Consider the following 17,699-nt stretch of genomic DNA (forward strand, 5'->3'; position numbering starts at 1 on the left):
GAAAATCGGTGTGAGAATAAGTTTTTCCTTTCCGCAACAATCAGTAAATTTGCCTATTACAAGAATCAACAATGGAAGAAGAAAAAAAGCCCCTCAACTTTATTGAGCAAATTATAGAAGATGATCTGGCAAACGGTTTCAAAAAAGAAAATCTGCGTTTTAGATTTCCGCCCGAACCCAATGGTTATCTGCACATTGGCCATACGAAAGCCATCTGCATCAACTTTGGTCTGGGGCAGAAATATAATGCACCCGTAAATTTGCGTTTTGATGATACTAATCCCGAAAAGGAAGAGCAGGAATTTGTAGATGCGATAAAAGCCGATATCGACTGGCTCGGTTTCGAATATGATAAAGAAGTATATGCTTCCGATTATTTCGGTCAGCTTTATGAGTGGGCTGTGCAGATGATCAAAGATGGAAAAGCCTACGTTGATGAACAACCATCTGAAGAAATCACCGCGCAGCGCAAAAACCCGTTCGAAGAGGGAATTGAATCTCCTTTCCGAAACCGACCTGCGGAAGAAAGTCTGGCGCTTTTCGAAAAAATGAAAAACGGCGAATTTGAAGAAGGTGCTATGTCGCTGCGTGCAAAAATCGATATGTCGTCGCCAAATATGAACATGCGCGACCCGGTTATGTACCGGATTCTGAAAAGACCGCATCACCGGACCGGCAACCAATGGAAGATTTATCCCATGTATGACTGGGCGCACGGCGAATCCGATTATATCGAACAGGTTTCGCACTCACTGTGTTCGCTGGAATTTGAAAACCACAGGCCGCTGTATGACTGGTACCTCGATCAGGTATATGAAGAAAATACAGTGCGCAACAAGCAGCGTGAGTTCGCCAGAATGAATGTCACTTATATGATCACCTCCAAAAGGAAGTTACAGCGGCTTGTCGCAGAAAAAGCCGTGACAGGTTGGGATGATCCGCGTATGCCGACAATTTCGGGCTTGCGGCGACTTGGCTATACACCGGCAGCGATCAAAAATTTTATCGAAAGAGTGGGCGTCGCAAAACGTGAAAACCTGATCGAAATCCAACTGCTGGAGCATTTTGTGCGCGAAGACCTCAACAAAGTAGCGACACGTGTTATGGCCGTTGTGGATCCCGTGAAACTGATCATCGAGAATTATCCCGAAAATGAAGAGGAATTGCTCGACACGGAAAATAATCCGGAAGACGAAAACGCAGGGTCACGGGAGATCCCTTTTTCACGGGAACTTTATATTGAACGGGAAGACTTTAAAGAAGAAGCCAACAAGAAGTTTTTCCGGTTGAAACTGGGTGGTGAAGTACGGCTGAAGTCCGCATACATCATCAAAGCGGAACACGTAGAAAAAGACGAGAACGGTGAAATAACGACCATCTTCGCCACTTACGATCCTAAAAGCAAATCCGGCAGCGGAACGGAGGAAAGCTTAAGAAAAGTAAAAGGTACCCTGCACTGGGTTTCCGCAAAACACGCGCTTCCGGTGGAAGTCCGCATTTATGACCGGCTCTTTACCACGCCGCAACCCGATGCCGAAAAAGAAACCGATTTTCTGAATTATTTAAATCCCGACAGCTTAAAAATCGTGCAGGGATTTGCAGAACCGAGCCTTCAGCACGCTGAAACGGGCCGGCCTTATCAGTTCCAAAGAATCGGCTATTTCACCAAAGACCGTGATTCTACAGGCGAAAATCCTGTATTTAACCGCACGGTTACTTTAAAAGATTCGTTTAAACCTGAATAAACATTACAACTCAACTTAAAGACTTCGGATTTCTCCGGAGTTTTTTTTTCCCAATATAGCTGCTTAAAAATGTAATTACTTTCGGAAATACCCGCCATTAAATAAATACAAAAAGCCGCCTCATTGCTGAAGCGGCTTCATATATAAAGGTCTTAAAAATTATTTTTTAATCGCTTTGAAGGATTTTACAGTACCGTCTTCCATATGAAGCGTTACAATGTAAAGTCCTGATTTCAATTCTGAAAGATTAAGCTCAGCCGAAGCTTTCAAAGTTTTGAGCTGTCTTCCGGAGACATCGCTCACTGAAACTGACTGTACACCTTTCACATCAGAAATCTTCAACACATCCTGGAAAGGATTCGGGTATACAGAAAGATCTGCTTTGTTTACACCGACTGTAGCCATTCCCGGAGTCGTAAGTGCAATTGTATAATCTTCTGTCTGACCGTTGGTCATATTCGAACAGCCATCAGCCAAAGCAGGATTCAGAGCTGTAGTAGAACTGCTGAAGTTGTACTTGATTCTCATTCTCTTGTTCCCGGCCGTAGCGTTCGCTGGAATTGCGATGTTGCCGTTCAAAGTGATCGTCGCGCCTGTTCCACCTTTGAAGTTTGCAGGATCTACGAAATACTGCTCACCGGCATCAGTGAAGTTACCATTGCTGTTCCAGTCAATAAATACAGTCATACCAAAACGGTTGGCACCAAGACCAGTACCCGTTACAGTTAGCGGATAAGTGGCGCCGGCAACTGCGTTGAAAACGTAGCTTGTAAAATCTTCGTAAGCAGGTGAGCCTACTGCTGCAGATGACGTATTCGGTCCTTTACCCGCAAAAGTCACAGCTGAAATTGGATAGGTACTCGCTGGAATAGTGGAAACGATTGGTCCACAATAGGAAACCTGATTGTTTGTTGAGAATGAAATTTCAGCACAACCCTGTGCATCACCAATAGTATTTGAAGGGACTAACTTGGCATAAAGCACCGAGTTTGCAGGCAGGTTTACATTTACTGAAGTTCCTGCTACAACATTATTATAAACATCTGTACCACCTGGAGTAGTTCCAACGGTCAGTTTATAATTGATGGCACGTTGGGCAGACGCCCAGCTGAATAATGCAGCTCCACTTGGAACTGTAGAACCGGCTGCCGGTGCGGTAAGCACTGTACAGTCCGGCACTGTGGTAACGCTCGTATCCTGCTCAATGTTGATATTATCTACATATACAGCACCTGCGGCAGAACCTTTCACCATCCATACACCTAAACCGATTGTACTGTCTGGCTGTAAAACGCCTGCAGGAATAGAAGCACTCAATGGCTGACATGCAGTGACTGCTGCCGCAGTTAAACTAACTGTGGTACCCACAGGAAATACAGACCAGCTTCCGGTCACTTTGTCTTTGATGAAATATGCAAGACTGATCGTACCCACAAATCCAGCAGGTTTTTTATAGCTGGCTGTTAAACTTACACGCTGTCCGTTGCTTGTCTGTGGAATTCCGCTGGTGTCGATCATCCATCCGGAGCTCGCTATTGCAGAAGTAAAAAGGGTTTGACCGCCGTAGCTGCCGGAACAGGCTGCCGCAGCCTCTACAGAACCACCACCAAACTGACCGTACTGAGCACCTACATCCTCGAAATCACCATTGTAATTAAACTGTGCATTTGCACCTATTCCTAAGGCCAAAAAGCACGATAGTAAAAATTTGTTCATAAAACTGTATTTATTTATTTGCCGACAAAACTAGCGATAAAAAACCAATTAACTCCGCAATAAAATACATTATCAGTGAAGTTTTGTAAAGTTCGTTTCATATTAAGTAATCCGCAGGATTTCGGAGTATACAACCCGACGTAAGTTGATACGACAGGATTTTTCCTGCAATATTTATTTAATGAATCTTTATTAGCATTTTTTTAGTTTATGAAATTGCTCAGGTATTCTTATTTGCTTAGCCAAGCGGTTTATTTTCCGAATAAAAAAGGCCTCTTAAGCTGGAATTATCTTTTTGATATCACCGCTTGTTTTTTTCTGTTTAATGACTTTGATGAAACTACCGTTTCCAAGAAAAACGAACTAAAGTCTGTGCAAGTGTTTTTTTATATTTACCTTCGCATCAAATTTTTTTTACACATGAAAAAGTTATTTTCATTCCTTATATTATTTATTTCTGTACTTATCTTTTCTCAGGAAACCATAGACTTTCAAACTTCCAGCTTTCAGGACATTCTGGCAAAAGCCAAAAAAGAAAAAAAACTCGTTTTCATCGATGCGTACGCCTCCTGGTGCGGACCCTGCAAACTCATGGAGAAAAACATATTTCCCCTGCCAGCGGTGAAAGAATATTACAACGCCAACTTTGTAAACGCGCGTTTCGATATGGAAAAAGGTGAAGGTCGCGATTTGGCTGCGAGATACGGCATCCGCTCCTACCCCAGTTTTCTTTTCCTGAATGGTGATGGCGAAGTCGTGCTCCAGAACTACGGTTATATGGGCGAAGCAGATTTTCTGACCATCGCCAGGGAAGCCAACGACCCGAAACTCCGCACTGCCTCCTATAAAGAACTATTTGAAAAAGGTGAAAGAGATCCGGAAATTCTGCTGAATATGATGCGTGTGTATGCTACCAGCGATTATGATCTGGCTAAAAAAGTATCTGAAAGATATTTTGAAGTAAAAAAAGACACTCCTTTAACAAAAGATGATCTGGGACTTTTGCTTTATTTCCTGAAGTCGCCGCAGGATGCCAACTATAAAACTTTTGTTGCCAAAAAAGCGGAGATCGAAAAACTGATGTCTCCGGATATTTACGAACAGTTCGATGCCAATATCAAGATCTCGAAAATTTTGGAATCCGCGCTCGATTTAAAAACCGGCGTGATCAATGATGCATATTTTTATGAAAATGCCACGCCATTAATAGGAAAAGTAAATGCCGAAACGGCGCTTAACCGTATGAAGGTTCTTTTTTACCCTACCGTAAATAAATATGCGGAGTATGAAACTGCGGCACTCCAGTATTATAACGTGTCCGAAGACTTCGATACCGAAGAACTGTTGAAGGCGGCGTGGATCCTGAGCGAACACAGCTCCAACCTGCCTGCACTGAAGAAAGCCGAAGAATGGGCCGAAAAATCGGTCATGAAAAGCGAAACCGCCGAAAACACCTATATACTTGCAAAACTTTATTCCAAAACCGGAAATATGGCAAATGCGAAAATGTATGCTGAAATTTCCCGGAACCTTGCGGAAAGTCAGGGAAAGGATGCAACCATGGCGACACAGCTTTTAAAAACTTTAAAGTAACCTACATTTGAGAAAACTAATCTTCGCCCTGGCGGTCGCATTTACATCGTTGCTTCCTGCGCAAACGGTCGATTCATCTACCGTTCCGAAAAAACTTTACATAAAAGCGAACGCACTTTTTCTTCCCGTTGGCATGCTGAATGCGGGTGTGGAATACCAGCTGAACAAAAGATATACGGTGCAGGCAGAAGTTTTCATCTCGCCCTGGAAATCATTCATGGGAAAATATGCACAGGTGTATATGATAGGATTTGACGGCCGATATTATTTTGATGAAGCCTTCAAACACTGGTATGTGGGAGCCAATATTTCGGCTGCCAGAATCAAAATCCAGAAATATAATTACTGGGGCGATGAACCCTTCCAATACACCGAAACATCTCCGGTTTATACCAACAGCGACCTCTATCAGAATGGTTATTCCCTGATGCTGGGAGCAGTCGTTGGTTACCAGTTCCAGCTTGCACACAACTGGAATATAGATCTATTCCTGGGCGCCGGCACGGTTCAGAGTTTCTACCGCGGCTGGCACAAGGAATTGGGCATCCGGTACGATCTCGATCCCACCCGTGATTTCAACCGCAGTGGCGAATTCCTGCCGTACCGTGGTGGCGTAATGATCTCTTACAGACTGAAATAATGAACATCCGCAGTAAAAAATATCTGGTGATCGCCGTAATCACCTTCATCATCTTATTTTTGATGAACTATCTTGGCAACACCAATCCCGATAAACTCGAACGCGCGCTTATGACCGCAGTTGCCGGCGTGATCGGACTCACGATCGGTATGTGGTTCGTGTACCGAAATTCCAAAGACGATACGCACCACGATTTCGACTGATAAGCTGCAATCTTTTTGGGCGGACATTTCGCGCTTTCCGCTGCAATCTTTTTGCTCCACTTCGTGCCGCAAAAAGGATTTCCGCTGCAATCGCGGCCGCGGGTCCGCATGTAGTAAGTAAGCGCTAAAGTTGCAGGAAAACCCTTTGTGATTTTTCTCCGGCCCGGGTTTGTTTCTGCTTATTTCTACTAAACTCATAATTATTATCTTTGCACCATGATAAAAATCGGCAATATAGAACTGCCCGAATTCCCGCTGTTGTTGGCGCCAATGGAGGATGTCTCGGATCCACCCTTCCGCAGGCTGTGCAAAATGCACGGCGCAGATCTCATGTATTCCGAATTTATTTCCTCCGAAGGCTTGATCCGCGACGCCATGAAAAGCATGAAAAAGCTCGACATCTTCGATTATGAAAGACCGGTTGGCATTCAGATCTTTGGCGGCGATGAAGAAGCCATGTCACTCTCCGCAAAAATCGTGGAAGCGGTAAATCCGGATATCGTGGACATTAATTTCGGGTGTCCCGTAAAAAAAGTAGTTTGCAAAGGTGCCGGCGCCGGTGTTTTGAAGGATGTGGATCTTATGATCCGTCTTACAAAAGCGGTGGTAAACTCCACACATCTGCCGGTAACCGTAAAAACCCGTTTGGGTTGGGATACCGAAAGCATCAATATTATGGAGGTTGCCGAACGATTACAGGAAGTCGGTGTTAAAGCGCTGACCATTCACGCCCGAACCCGCGCACAGATGTACAAAGGTGAAGCAGACTGGAATTACATACACGCCGTAAAGAATAATCCCAATATCGAAATTCCGATCTTTGGAAACGGCGACATCGATTCGCCGCAAAAAGCGCTGGAATACAGAAACAAATACGACTGCGACGGTATTATGATCGGTCGCGGTGCCATCGGCTATCCCTGGATCTTCAATGAAGTGAAACACTTTTTTGAAACTGGTGAAATTCTGCCCGAACCTACGATCACTGACCGTTTGGAAGCAGTTCGCCAACATGCCGAGTGGAGCACAGAATGGAAAGGCGAGCGCCTGGGTCTTATTGAAATGCGCCAACATTACAGCAACTATTTCCGTGGGATTCCGCATTTTAAAGATTTCCGCAAACAGTTTCTGGAGGTTTTTACTTTAGAAGAAATGGATGTGGTGATTGAAAAGGCTGATCAGTTCTACGCGGACTACTGTTTTGATGCATAAGCGTTCGCTCAAAATCAATCCTGAAACTTTACCGACAAAATTTCAATCAGCAACTTCATCATATTGGAAAATGAAAGTTGATTTGAAACGGTCCCGCCTAGCCCTGATTGAACGGCCTGTCTGAGCTCTCCCGCGGCAAACTGCCGCGGGAAGCGAGTAGTGAAAGCAGGTTCCCGGCTCCTGAAAATTTGTCTTAAATTCCGTAACTTTCGGCCTGTTTACTGGACTAATCTTACAAAATTTACTTGATGCTAAAAGCTGAAAATGTAACCAAAACTTACAACGCCGGAAAAAAGCTCGCGCTCAGCGACTTTTCGATCGATGTTCCCAAAGGCAGTATTTATGGGCTTCTGGGTCCGAACGGCGCCGGAAAAACCACTTTTATACGCATCATCAATCAAATTACGCAGGCGGATTCCGGCAAGATTTTCATCAATGGCGAAAACCTGAATCCGGAACACATACGCCAGATCGGTTATATGCCGGAAGAGCGCGGCCTGTACAAAAACATGTCGGTCGGCGACCAGATCCTGTATTTCGGTGAGCTGAAAGGCATGAGTAAGAGCGATGCGCTGGCGCAGGCAAAATACTGGTTCGAGCAACTGCAGATCGATCAGTGGTGGAAAAAGAAACTCAGTGAACTCTCTAAAGGCATGGCGCAGAAAATCCAGTTTGTAGTGACAGTGCTGCACCGCCCAAAACTGCTGATCCTGGACGAACCTTTCTCGGGTTTTGATCCGGTGAACGCAAATTTGATTAAGGACCAGATCCTGAAATTAAAAAATGAAGGAACTACGATCATCCTGTCTACCCACCGCATGGAAAGTGTGGAAGAAATGTGCGATTATGTGGCACTGATCGACAATGCAAAAAAAGTGCTTGACGGAAAAGTGTTTGATGTACGCGAAAAATTCAAGAAAAATATTTTTGGAATTACCCTGGCTGAAATTGATGACGAGAAATTCAGTCTCTTTCGTAATGAATTCGGCATCACGGATTTCCGTACAGAAAACCAGCTGGTGACCTTCGATCTGAAAAATGACCGCAACCAGAATATCCTGCTGAATGAACTGATGAAAATTGGAAAAATACGGTCATTTGATGAGAAAATACCGAGTATGAATGAGGTGTTCATCAACGCGGTGGATAAGTCTTAAGAGATCACGAGACACCCGCAAAACTCTACCTAACCAATCATTTACTTCTCTAATGAAAAATATATTTCTTATCACCAAACGCGAATATCTTACGCAGGTCAAGAAAAAATCATTCGTCATCCTGACGCTTCTGGCACCGGTTTTAATGGTTGCATTTGGCGCTTTGATCGCGTTCATGTTCAAGGCTAATGAAAGTTCGAATACCTTCAATGTAGTAGATAAAAGCGGACTTTTCCTTGGAAACCTAAAGAGTGATAAGGCCGTGAAATATGTATTTGTGCCGCGGGAAAATGAAAGAGCCCTAACATCCACACTGAAAGACATGACCGGAATAGAAGGTCTGCTCATCATCCCCGAACTGAAAGATAACAATTTTGAGGATCTTGAGAAAAACTCGAAATTACTCCTGAATAAAAAGATAGGCTTTGACACCAAAAGCAAGGTTGCAGCAGACCTCTCGAAAGTCATTAAAAAAGAAAAAATTAAAACGCTCGGCATTTCCGAAACTGAACTCGCGAATCTCGACAAAGGTTTTCAGCTGAATACACAGAATGTTGTTGACAACAATAAAGGAGATTCTGATCTGGATTTCGGCGTAAAATCGGGACTGAGTATGGTTTTGATGTACGCTGTTTTCATGTTCATCATCATTTACGGTGTTCGCGTTATGCGTAGCGTGCTCGAGGAAAAAAACAACCGTGTGGTCGAGATCATCATTTCCTCCGTTAAACCTTTTGAACTGATGATGGGAAAAATTCTGGGTGTCACCCTGGTGGCGGTTACGCAGTTCAGTATCTGGATCACCATGTCGGTGATTGGCGCACTGTTCCTGAATACGGGCTTTTCTGCCATGCAGAAACAGATGCCGGGTGGCGAACAGTCGGCGGAAATGCTGCAGAAATTTGACATTAAGCAGACCGCGATGGAAGTTTCGCATATCCTTCTGGACATGAATTTTCCGCTGATCATTTTTGTCTTTATCGTATTCTTTCTTTTGGGATATATCTTTTACAGTTCCATGTATGCGGCGATCGGTTCTGCTGTCGACAATGAAACCGAGACACAGCAGTTTACCTTGTTTGCCATTATCCCTCTGATGTTGGGCATGTACGGCAGTTTCACGATCATGAACAATCCGGAAGGTCCGCTGGGATTTTGGCTTTCGATAATTCCGTTTACATCGCCGGTGGCGATGATCGCGCGGATTCCTTTCGGCGTTCCGGCCTGGCAGATTGCGCTTTCTATGATTTTACTGGTTATTTCCACTTTACTGATGATCTTTCTGGCGGCAAAAATTTACCGTGTTGGAATTCTGATGTACGGCAATAAAGCCAGTGCAAAGGAACTCTGGAAATGGATCAGAAGTTAGGAACTGAACTTGTAAATGTTAATGAAACCTCGATAGGGTTTAAATCCACTAATTTCTAGCCGCACAAGTACAAAAAATTCCCCCAAAAAAGTTTCGAGGGAATTTTTATGCTAAGAATTAAAATTTACTGAAAAATGTAACTGAGACCGAGGCTCAACACTTGCTCAGACTTATTCTTTGTGATATTGGGATCGCTGGCAACTTCATTCATCAATCCTTTGTACGTATTGCTGAGTCCGAAATCATACCGCCCGGTAATTTCCAGTTTACGCCTGTACGAGTAACCTAAACCTACACCGACCGCGAAATTAAAACTTGCAGCCTTACCGTTTATTCCGGTCGCAGGATCGCCTTCTATGGTATATCTTAAAGGTGCATCAGTCACTTTTTGACTGATCAGGAAATTAAATTTTGGTCCCGCAAGCGCAAAAAACTCCGATTCTGCTTCAGAAAAATAGCCTTTAAAATAAATCGGCACACTGATGTAATTGTTGGCGTAAACCGCATTGTAGCCGACCGCATTTTTGGCGTCTTTATCTTTCCCGCTTTCGCCGGCTCCCAGATATTCCACTTCGGGCTGGATGTAGAACTGGTCGTTACTGTCGACCGGGATCAATGCCAAAAATCCTGCGTAGGCGCCATAAAGCGGACCCGAAGGATTATGGGCATGGCTGACGCGGGAATACGTGCCACCGGCAGTAATTCCGAAGCGCGTACTGCTGAGATCGATCTGCGCCGAAAGCAATGCAGCTGCGCAAAGTGCGGCACTTGTTACTAATTTTTTCATATTTGTGTGTTTTAAAAATTATCCAAGAATCTTGGCGACAGTCACGCCGATATCTGCAGGAGAATCAACGACAGTAATGCCATTCTCGCGCATGATCGCCATTTTAGCCTGAGCAGTATCTTCGGCACCACCAACGATTGCGCCGGCGTGGCCCATGGTTCGACCTTTTGGTGCAGTTTGTCCTGCAATAAAACCGACAACAGGTTTTTTGCTGCCGCTTTCTTTGTACCATCTTGCAGCTTCAGCTTCCAGGTTACCGCCGATCTCACCGATCATTACCACGGCATCAGTTTCAGTATCATTAATGAAAAGTTCCAAAGCATCTTTGGTCGTAGTCCCGATAATTGGATCACCGCCAATTCCGATCGCTGTAGAAACTCCGTAACCTGCTTTCACTACCTGGTCAGCAGCTTCGTATGTTAAGGTTCCGGATTTTGAAACGATCCCTACTCTTCCTTTTTTGAAAACAAAACCTGGCATGATACCGATTTTAGCTTCGTCGGAAGTAATGATTCCCGGGCAGTTGGGACCAATTAGGCGACAATCTCTGTTTGCAATATAAGATTTTACTTTGATCATATCTTCTACAGGAATACCTTCGGTAATTGCAACGATCACTTTAATTCCTGCGTCGGCAGCTTCCATAATAGCATCAGCAGCAAATGTCGGCGGTACAAAAATAATGGAAACGTTTGCACCGGCTTTTTCGACAGCTTCAGCAACGGTATTGAAAACAGGTTTTCCCAAATGCTCAGAACCACCTTTTCCCGGAGTTACACCACCTACAACATTGGTTCCGTATTCAATCATTTGTTCTGCGTGGAAGGTTCCTTCGTTTCCGGTGAAACCCTGTACGATTACTTTCGAATCTTTGTTTACTAATACTGACATTTTTTATTTTTTAAAAATTGTTTATAATCTGTTTTTGACCATTTTAAATTGTGGCTCATTGGCCATAAATAAAAAGGCCGGCTTAAGAATTCCTTATAAATTTTTAAGCTTTATTTCTTTTCTTAAATACTGTTTAAACTCCTCTGCGATCGGGCCAAAGTAAGTTCCCTTCTTCAGATCTCTGTTTACGCCGCATTTTGCCAAAAGTACGGTTCCTGTTTCTACACGAACGCCGGAAGCCATACCGACCTGTCCCCAGATCGTGACTTCATCTTCTATAATACAACAGCCTGCAATCCCCGTTTGGGACGCGACAAGGCATTTCTTTCCAATAATGGTGTCGTGGCCGACCTGGATCTGATTATCGAGTACGGAACCTTCACCAATTACGGTAGAATCCGTAACACCGCGGTCGATGGTGCAATTGTTACCGATCTCTACATTATCTTCAATAACGACGTTTCCCACCGAAATCAACCGGTCGAAACTGCCACTGTGTTTTCTGTAATAAAAGGCATCACCGCCTAAAACTGTTCCGCTCTGGATCACTACATTATCGCCAATTACCGTGTAATCACCGATGACGACATTAGGAAAAACAAGACAGTTCTTACCAATCCGCACCTCGTTGCCAATGACTGCCGAAGGGTGAATCTGTGTGCCTTCGCCTACTTCCAGGTCATGCAGTTCCTTGGTGAAATTAAAGATCCGCCGGAAATGAGTGTTGATCATATTGAAATCCCGGAAAGGATCATCGGAAACCAAAAGGGCTTTGCCGGGCGGACACTCCACTTCTTTGTCAATAAGAATTATGGTTGCAGGAGAATTCAGTGCCTTGTCGTAATATTTTGGGTGATTTACAAAAACAATCTCACCATTCTGCACGCGGTGGATCTCATTGGTCCCAAACACGGGAAGGTTTTGGTTGCCAATAATTCTGGCACCAATAATTTCAGAAATTGTTTGAAGTGTTTGTGGCTGCTGAAATTTCATAAATTCAAATAAAATCTTTATATAGGAAAAAGTTGAAATACGGTTCCGCCCAATCCGGTGGAATTATTTTACTCTTTCCAGGTAACTTCCGTCTTCGGTGTTCACTTTAATCTTATCACCGGCTTCGATGAAAAGGGGAACCATTACCCGTGCGCCGGTTTCTACGATCGCATTCTTCAAGGCATTTGTCGCGGTATTTCCTTTTACACCCGGATCTGCTTCGGTCACATCTAAATAAACGGTTGGTGGAATTTCGGCAGATAAAGGACTTTCGTCGGCTTCTTTCAGAATAATGGTCACTTCTTCGCCAGCTTTCATGAACTGGGCGTTTTCGATCATTTCCTTATTAAGGTAGATCTGCGAGAAATCGTCATTATTCATAAAATGAAAACCATTGTCGTCTTCGTACAGGTACTGGAATTTGCGGGTAATTACTTTTACCTCATCGATCTTGTGTCCTGCAGAGAAGGTGTTATCCAGCACTTTACCGTTGGTCACAGATTTCATTTTTGTCCGTACGAAAGCCGGGCCTTTACCGGGTTTTACGTGCATAAACTCAATGATCTTAAATATATCATTACTGAATTCGATACACATTCCCTTCTTAATATCGTTGCTTGTTGCCATTTATTTTAGTTGATGGTTGAAATTAATTTTTAATCTTTAATCCTTAACTCTTAGTTCTTAATTTATTTATTCTTCTCGGTACCGTACCCTTTCACGATTCCGCTTGGGGAGTTTTTGATAAATTCTAAAATTTCATCGCGTTCTGCCGTTGGGAGCATTTCTTTTTCGATGTAGCCCATTGCTTGGGAAACATTCATTTTCATCTGAAAAATCGCTCTGTATATTTTTTGGATCTCGAAAATTTTGTCATTGGTAAAACCTCTTCTCCTGAGTCCTACTGAATTGATACCTGCATAAGAAATTGGATCGCGGCCAACTTTTACATATGGCGGAACATCTTTTCTGATGAGTGATCCGCCGGAAATCATGGCGTGTTTACCGATCTTGCCAAACTGCTGTATGGCAGAAAGACCACCCATAATGGCCCAGTCTCCAATTTCTACATGTCCGGCAATACCGCAGCCATTGGCAATAATTACATTGTTTCCCAGCACGCAGTCGTGTGCAATATGCGAAGTCGCCATAATCAGGCAATTTTCTCCTACTTTGGTATATCCCAATGCTTTTGTTCCGCGGTTTACGGTCACACATTCCCGAAGGGTTGTTCCATCGCCGATCATGACCTGTGTATCTTCGCCTTCAAACTTTAAATCCTGCGGTATGGCAGAAATTACAGTTCCGGGGAAAATGCGGCAGTTTTTACCAATCCGGCTGCCATCCATAATGGTGACATTGGGACCGATCCAGGTACCTTCGCCAATCTCGACGTCGCCGGCTATGGTTGTAAAAGGTTCTACTGTGACGTTTTTGTGGATCGTGGCGCGTTTATCTACGGCGGCGAGTTGATGTACCATTTAGTCCGTTTTGTTTTTTGCAACCTGCGCCATCAGTTCAGCCTCTACAACTACGCTGTCGCCGACATAACCGTAGCCCTGCATGTGTACAATTCCGCGGCGGATTGGCGATATCAGTTCTATTTTAAATACCATGGTATCACCCGGCACTACTTTTTTCTTGAATTTTACCTTATCCATTTTAATGAAATAGGTAGAATAGTTTTCGGGATCCGGAACCGAAGCCAAAACCAGGATACCACCGGTCTGCGCCAGCGCTTCAACCTGCAGAACACCCGGCATTACAGGTTCTTTGGGAAAATGTCCCACAAAGAAAGGTTCGTTCATGGTCACATTCTTCAGTCCAACTACATGTGAGTCTGAAAGTTCCAGGATTTTATCGATCAACAGGAATGGCGGACGGTGCGGCATTAAACGCATAATACCGTTGATGTCGTATACCGGCTCTTTATTGATATCGATATCGGGGACGTTCTTCTTTTTCTGAAGTTTCCACTGGCGGTTCAGTTTTTTCGCAAACTGTGTGTTTACAAAATGTCCCGGTTTATTTGCAATGACTTTACCTTTGATCTTAACGCCGGTCAAAGCAAGATCGCCCACTACATCCAGAAGTTTATGACGCGCGGCTTCGTTCGGGTAATTTAAGGTCAGGTTATTTAAGATACCGTTTGGCCGGATCGCAAGATCATCTTTGCCAAAAGCGGATTTAAGTTTTTCTTTGGTATCGGAAGTCAGATCTTTGTCCACATACACGATGGCGTTGGAAATATCTCCGCCTTTAATCAAACCGGCATCCAGAAGCATTTCCAGCTCATGCAGGAAACTGAAAGTACGTGCGGAAGATATTTCTTCTTTAAATTCGGAAATATCTTTTAAAGTGGCATTTTGAGTCCCCAAAACTTTGGTACCGAAATCGACCATGGTAGTGACTTCATAAGTATCCGACGGAATTATGGTGATTTCTGAACCCGTGGTCGTATCAACATAAGAAAGGACCTCCTTTACAATTAAATATTCGCGCGCAGTGTTCTGTTCCTGGATTCCTGCTTTTTCGATAGCTTCTACAAAATACTTTGAGGAACCGTCCATAATTGGAGGTTCGGCACTGTTCATTTCAAGGTAAGCATTATCGATATCGCAGCCAACCAGGGCAGCAAGCAAATGTTCACAGGTGTGAATTCTTACACCTAGTTTTTCCAGGGTTGTTCCGCGCTCGGTCGTCGTTACGTAATTTACGTCGGCTTCAACCTGCGGGTGACCTTCCAAATCGGTACGCACGAAGACAAAACCTGTGTTCTCTTTTGCAGGTTTAATCGTTAACTGAACTTCTCTGCCGGTATGGAGGCCTATGCCCGAAAGCGATACCTCTTCCCGCAGCGTTTTTTGTTTATCACTCATTCATTTTATCTCTGGTGTCGCGCTCGAGGTTGTTGAGCCGCTTCACGATTTCTGTAAAGTTTCTGAAATGCACATAGTTTCTTCGGTATTCACCCGCATTTATAGCAGGTGAGCCGTAAAGGATATCGTGGTCTTTAGCACTGGAATTCACGCCGCTCTGTGCCTGAATCTTCACCTGGTTGCCGATTTTGATATGGCCTACAATGCCTGCCTGACCACCGATCTGATTCCAGTCGCCGATTACGGTAGAACCTGCAATTCCCGCCTGCGCAGCAATTACATTGTTCTCGCCAATTTTTACATTGTGGGCGATCTGTATCAGGTTATCTATTTTGGTACCTTTGCCGATTACAGTGGAACCGAGAGTACCCCGGTCAATACTGCAGTTGGAACCCACTTCCACATTATCTTCCAGTACCACGTTTCCGAGTTGGGGGATTTTCTGGTAGCCTTCTTTGGTAAGCTGAAAGCCGAAACCATCAGAACCGATCACTGTGTTTGAATGGATGATGCAGTTGTCGCCAATTACGCAGTAATCGTAAATGCGAACGCCGCTGTAAAGCACACAGTTTTTACCGATCTTTACATTTTTACCAATATAAACCTGGGGATAAATCTGACTTTCATCACCAACCGTCACCTTTTCAGAAACACAGGTGAAAGCGCCAACGTACACATTTTCACCAACCTTTGCGGTTTCATGGAATACTGCGCCATCTTCAATGCCGGATTTACGGTCCTGCATCTGCGTATAAAGGTTCATTAAAACCTGAAATGACAGATAGGCGTCTTCTACCGCAATAATGGTCTTGTCGTAATTGTCTTTGGTAAGTAACTTTTCGGAAACGATGAGAACGGAGCATTTTGTGGACTCAATATATCCTGAAAACCGCTCCTGAGACACGAAAGAAAGGTGACCTTCTTCACCGCTTTCTATGGGTAAAACGCCGGTTATTGCAGCATTTTCATTGCCGATAATTTTTCCATTAATAAAACTTGCAATCTGCGACGCTGTAAATTCCATATCCCGCAAAGATAGGAAATTCCCAAATATTGTCTGTTTATTTGCCTGAAAAAAAAATCTGCTAGATTTCCCTGGGGAAAGATAAAATATACTTAGTATTCATCTGGCTGATAAACGAAGACAGTATCTGGTTCTCGGAATCCTCGAGTCTGAGTGTATCGCCATTTTTTTGCAGCAAGAGTATGGGTTGCACTTCGCGGTTATACGGCAGCAGACTCCGCGAAATTTCTTCAACAAAATCTGAACCGTTGGAAATATTAAAAACCTCATTCGTTTTCGATATTTTTTGCTGAATAAATACCGGATCAAATGGTTTAGATGAAATAATTGTCTTGGGTAAATTCCGTTCCATGACGCATTTGCATAAATAGGACAGCATAAAATCATCATTTTTTGTCCAAAATTTCATGGCCTGAATAAAATCATTGTCGTCGAGTTCTGTAAAACGGCGTACATCTTCGGAAGTTGCGTACTCGAAATGGTTTTTATAAAGAAAATATTTCAGGTTTTCGGAAGCCGGCAGATCTTTGCCTTCAGCCGAAAGCGTTTTGGCGCGGTGCAGAATTTTAATCAATAGGTGCTCAGCAAGTACGGACGTTTTATGATAATACACCTGCCAGTACATGAACATACGCGCAGTGAGGAAATTTTCTATGGAATAAATTCCTTTGGCATCGATCACAAGTTCATCCCTGCAGACATTCATCATCGAGATAATGCGCTGGGTATTTACATTTCCTTCAGCAACACCGGTATAAAAACTGTCTCTTTTCAGATAATCCAGGCGGTCTACGTCGAGTTGCGATGAGATCAACTGGTTGAAAAACTTCCGGTGGTATTTACCCCGAAACATTTGTATAGCAACCACAAGTTCACCTCCAAATTCTTCGTTCATCTTCTCCATTAGTAATAAGGAGAGTTTCTCGTGGTGCCAGTCATCCATCAGCATATTTTCCAGGGCGTGGGAAAACGGGCCGTGACCTACATCGTGCAGTAGGATCGCCAGCAGGGCAGATTTTTCTTCTTCCCTGGATATTTCTACGCCTTTCAGTTTTAAAGTTTCCAGGGCGGTAAACATAAGATGCATAGCCCCGAGCGCGTGATGGAAACGGGTATGCGTGGCGCCGGGAAAAATAAGATTCAGCAAACCGGTTTGCGAAATCCGCCGGAGCCGCTGGAAATACGGATGTTCTATAACATCGAAAATAATTTCCGATGGTATCTTTATAAAACCGTGGACGGGATCGTTGATGATCTTGAGTTTATTGGTCATGTGGGAAAAAACTTTGTTAGAAAATTCAGTTAAACTGAAATTCTGCACAAAATTAATTATAATAAAACAAAACCTTTTTCGCGCAGCGACATTAGGAAAGAAAAAGCGGCTGTATTATTAACTGACAAATGTTTTTTCTGCAATTGCGGCGGCCGTACGCGATAACCATAACTCAATTAACTCAAGTTTAACTTTTTACACCGGCTTTTTGGGCAAA

At 43.7% G+C, this 17,699-nt stretch carries 16 protein-coding genes; 7 read left to right on the forward strand and 9 right to left on the reverse strand.

What is annotated here, in order from left to right:
* Positions 1 to 71 precede the first annotated feature (71 nt).
* Entirely contained in the window at positions 72 to 1,745 is a 1,674-nt protein-coding gene (locus tag H562_RS0112340; RefSeq protein ID WP_027377786.1) for a glutamine--tRNA ligase/YqeY domain fusion protein, read from the forward strand.
* A gap of 159 nt (positions 1,746 to 1,904) precedes the next feature.
* On the opposite strand, the gene H562_RS0112345 is transcribed toward H562_RS0112340, so the two are convergent.
* Complete coding sequence (locus tag H562_RS0112345; RefSeq protein ID WP_027377787.1) at positions 1,905 to 3,461, reverse strand: GEVED domain-containing protein; 1,557 nt, start codon at positions 3,459 to 3,461, stop codon at positions 1,905 to 1,907.
* A gap of 420 nt (positions 3,462 to 3,881) precedes the next feature.
* Here H562_RS0112345 and H562_RS0112350 point away from each other — a divergent pair, with 420 nt between their 5' ends.
* From H562_RS0112350 to H562_RS0112375, 6 genes are all read left to right on the forward strand, one after another.
* Complete coding sequence (locus tag H562_RS0112350) at positions 3,882 to 5,054, forward strand: thioredoxin fold domain-containing protein (protein ID WP_027377788.1); 1,173 nt, start codon at positions 3,882 to 3,884, stop codon at positions 5,052 to 5,054.
* Between the two features lie 7 nt (positions 5,055 to 5,061).
* Positions 5,062 to 5,694: a DUF3575 domain-containing protein gene (locus tag H562_RS0112355; RefSeq protein ID WP_027377789.1), complete on the forward strand. Its 633-nt coding sequence runs from the start codon at positions 5,062 to 5,064 to the stop codon at positions 5,692 to 5,694.
* Entirely contained in the window at positions 5,694 to 5,897 is a 204-nt protein-coding gene (locus H562_RS0112360) for a hypothetical protein (protein ID WP_027377790.1), read from the forward strand. Before H562_RS0112355 ends, H562_RS0112360 begins: the two co-directional genes overlap by 1 nt.
* Before the next feature lie 216 nt (positions 5,898 to 6,113).
* Positions 6,114 to 7,109, forward strand: coding sequence for a tRNA dihydrouridine synthase DusB (gene dusB / locus H562_RS0112365; protein ID WP_027377791.1), 996 nt, complete (start codon positions 6,114 to 6,116; stop codon positions 7,107 to 7,109).
* A gap of 248 nt (positions 7,110 to 7,357) precedes the next feature.
* Complete coding sequence (locus H562_RS0112370) at positions 7,358 to 8,266, forward strand: ABC transporter ATP-binding protein (RefSeq protein ID WP_027377792.1); 909 nt, start codon at positions 7,358 to 7,360, stop codon at positions 8,264 to 8,266.
* Between the two features lie 52 nt (positions 8,267 to 8,318).
* The gene (locus H562_RS0112375) at positions 8,319 to 9,635 is read left to right on the forward strand and encodes an ABC transporter permease (RefSeq protein ID WP_027377793.1); all 1,317 of its coding nucleotides are present in this window, start codon (positions 8,319 to 8,321) and stop codon (positions 9,633 to 9,635) included.
* Between the two features lie 124 nt (positions 9,636 to 9,759).
* Here the strand turns inward: H562_RS0112375 and H562_RS0112380 are convergent, their stop codons facing one another.
* The 8 genes from H562_RS0112380 to H562_RS0112415 all read right to left on the reverse strand — a co-directional run bounded on the left by H562_RS0112380 (position 9,760) and on the right by H562_RS0112415 (position 17,482).
* Positions 9,760 to 10,422 (reverse strand): porin family protein, encoded by a 663-nt coding sequence (locus H562_RS0112380; RefSeq protein WP_027377794.1) that lies wholly within the window; start codon positions 10,420 to 10,422, stop codon positions 9,760 to 9,762.
* An 18-nt stretch (positions 10,423 to 10,440) separates the two neighbouring features.
* On the reverse strand, positions 10,441 to 11,313 hold the full coding sequence (sucD, locus tag H562_RS0112385; protein ID WP_027377795.1) for a succinate--CoA ligase subunit alpha: 873 nt from the start codon (positions 11,311 to 11,313) through the stop codon (positions 10,441 to 10,443).
* A 93-nt stretch (positions 11,314 to 11,406) separates the two neighbouring features.
* Positions 11,407 to 12,306 (reverse strand): LpxD N-terminal domain-containing protein, encoded by a 900-nt coding sequence (locus H562_RS0112390; RefSeq protein ID WP_027377796.1) that lies wholly within the window; start codon positions 12,304 to 12,306, stop codon positions 11,407 to 11,409.
* Positions 12,307 to 12,369: 63 nt separating this feature from the next.
* Positions 12,370 to 12,933 carry an elongation factor P gene (gene efp, locus H562_RS0112395; RefSeq protein WP_027377797.1) on the reverse strand — a complete coding sequence of 188 codons (564 nt, stop codon included), beginning with the start codon at positions 12,931 to 12,933 and terminating at the stop codon, positions 12,370 to 12,372.
* 62 nt (positions 12,934 to 12,995) lie between these two features.
* Positions 12,996 to 13,787 carry an acyl-ACP--UDP-N-acetylglucosamine O-acyltransferase gene (gene lpxA, locus H562_RS0112400; RefSeq protein ID WP_027377798.1) on the reverse strand — a complete coding sequence of 264 codons (792 nt, stop codon included), beginning with the start codon at positions 13,785 to 13,787 and terminating at the stop codon, positions 12,996 to 12,998.
* A complete protein-coding gene (locus H562_RS0112405) occupies positions 13,788 to 15,185 on the reverse strand; it encodes a bifunctional UDP-3-O-[3-hydroxymyristoyl] N-acetylglucosamine deacetylase/3-hydroxyacyl-ACP dehydratase (protein WP_027377799.1) in 1,398 nt (465 codons plus the stop codon).
* Positions 15,178 to 16,209 (reverse strand): UDP-3-O-(3-hydroxymyristoyl)glucosamine N-acyltransferase, encoded by a 1,032-nt coding sequence (lpxD, locus tag H562_RS0112410; protein ID WP_027377800.1) that lies wholly within the window; start codon positions 16,207 to 16,209, stop codon positions 15,178 to 15,180. Before lpxD ends, H562_RS0112405 begins: the two co-directional genes overlap by 8 nt.
* Before the next feature lie 61 nt (positions 16,210 to 16,270).
* The gene (locus tag H562_RS0112415; RefSeq protein WP_027377801.1) at positions 16,271 to 17,482 is read right to left on the reverse strand and encodes an HD domain-containing protein; all 1,212 of its coding nucleotides are present in this window, start codon (positions 17,480 to 17,482) and stop codon (positions 16,271 to 16,273) included.
* Positions 17,483 to 17,699 lie beyond the last annotated feature (217 nt).

The sequence above is a fragment of the Kaistella palustris DSM 21579 genome (assembly GCF_000422265.1).
In the GTDB taxonomy this organism is placed as follows: domain Bacteria; phylum Bacteroidota; class Bacteroidia; order Flavobacteriales; family Weeksellaceae; genus Kaistella; species Kaistella palustris.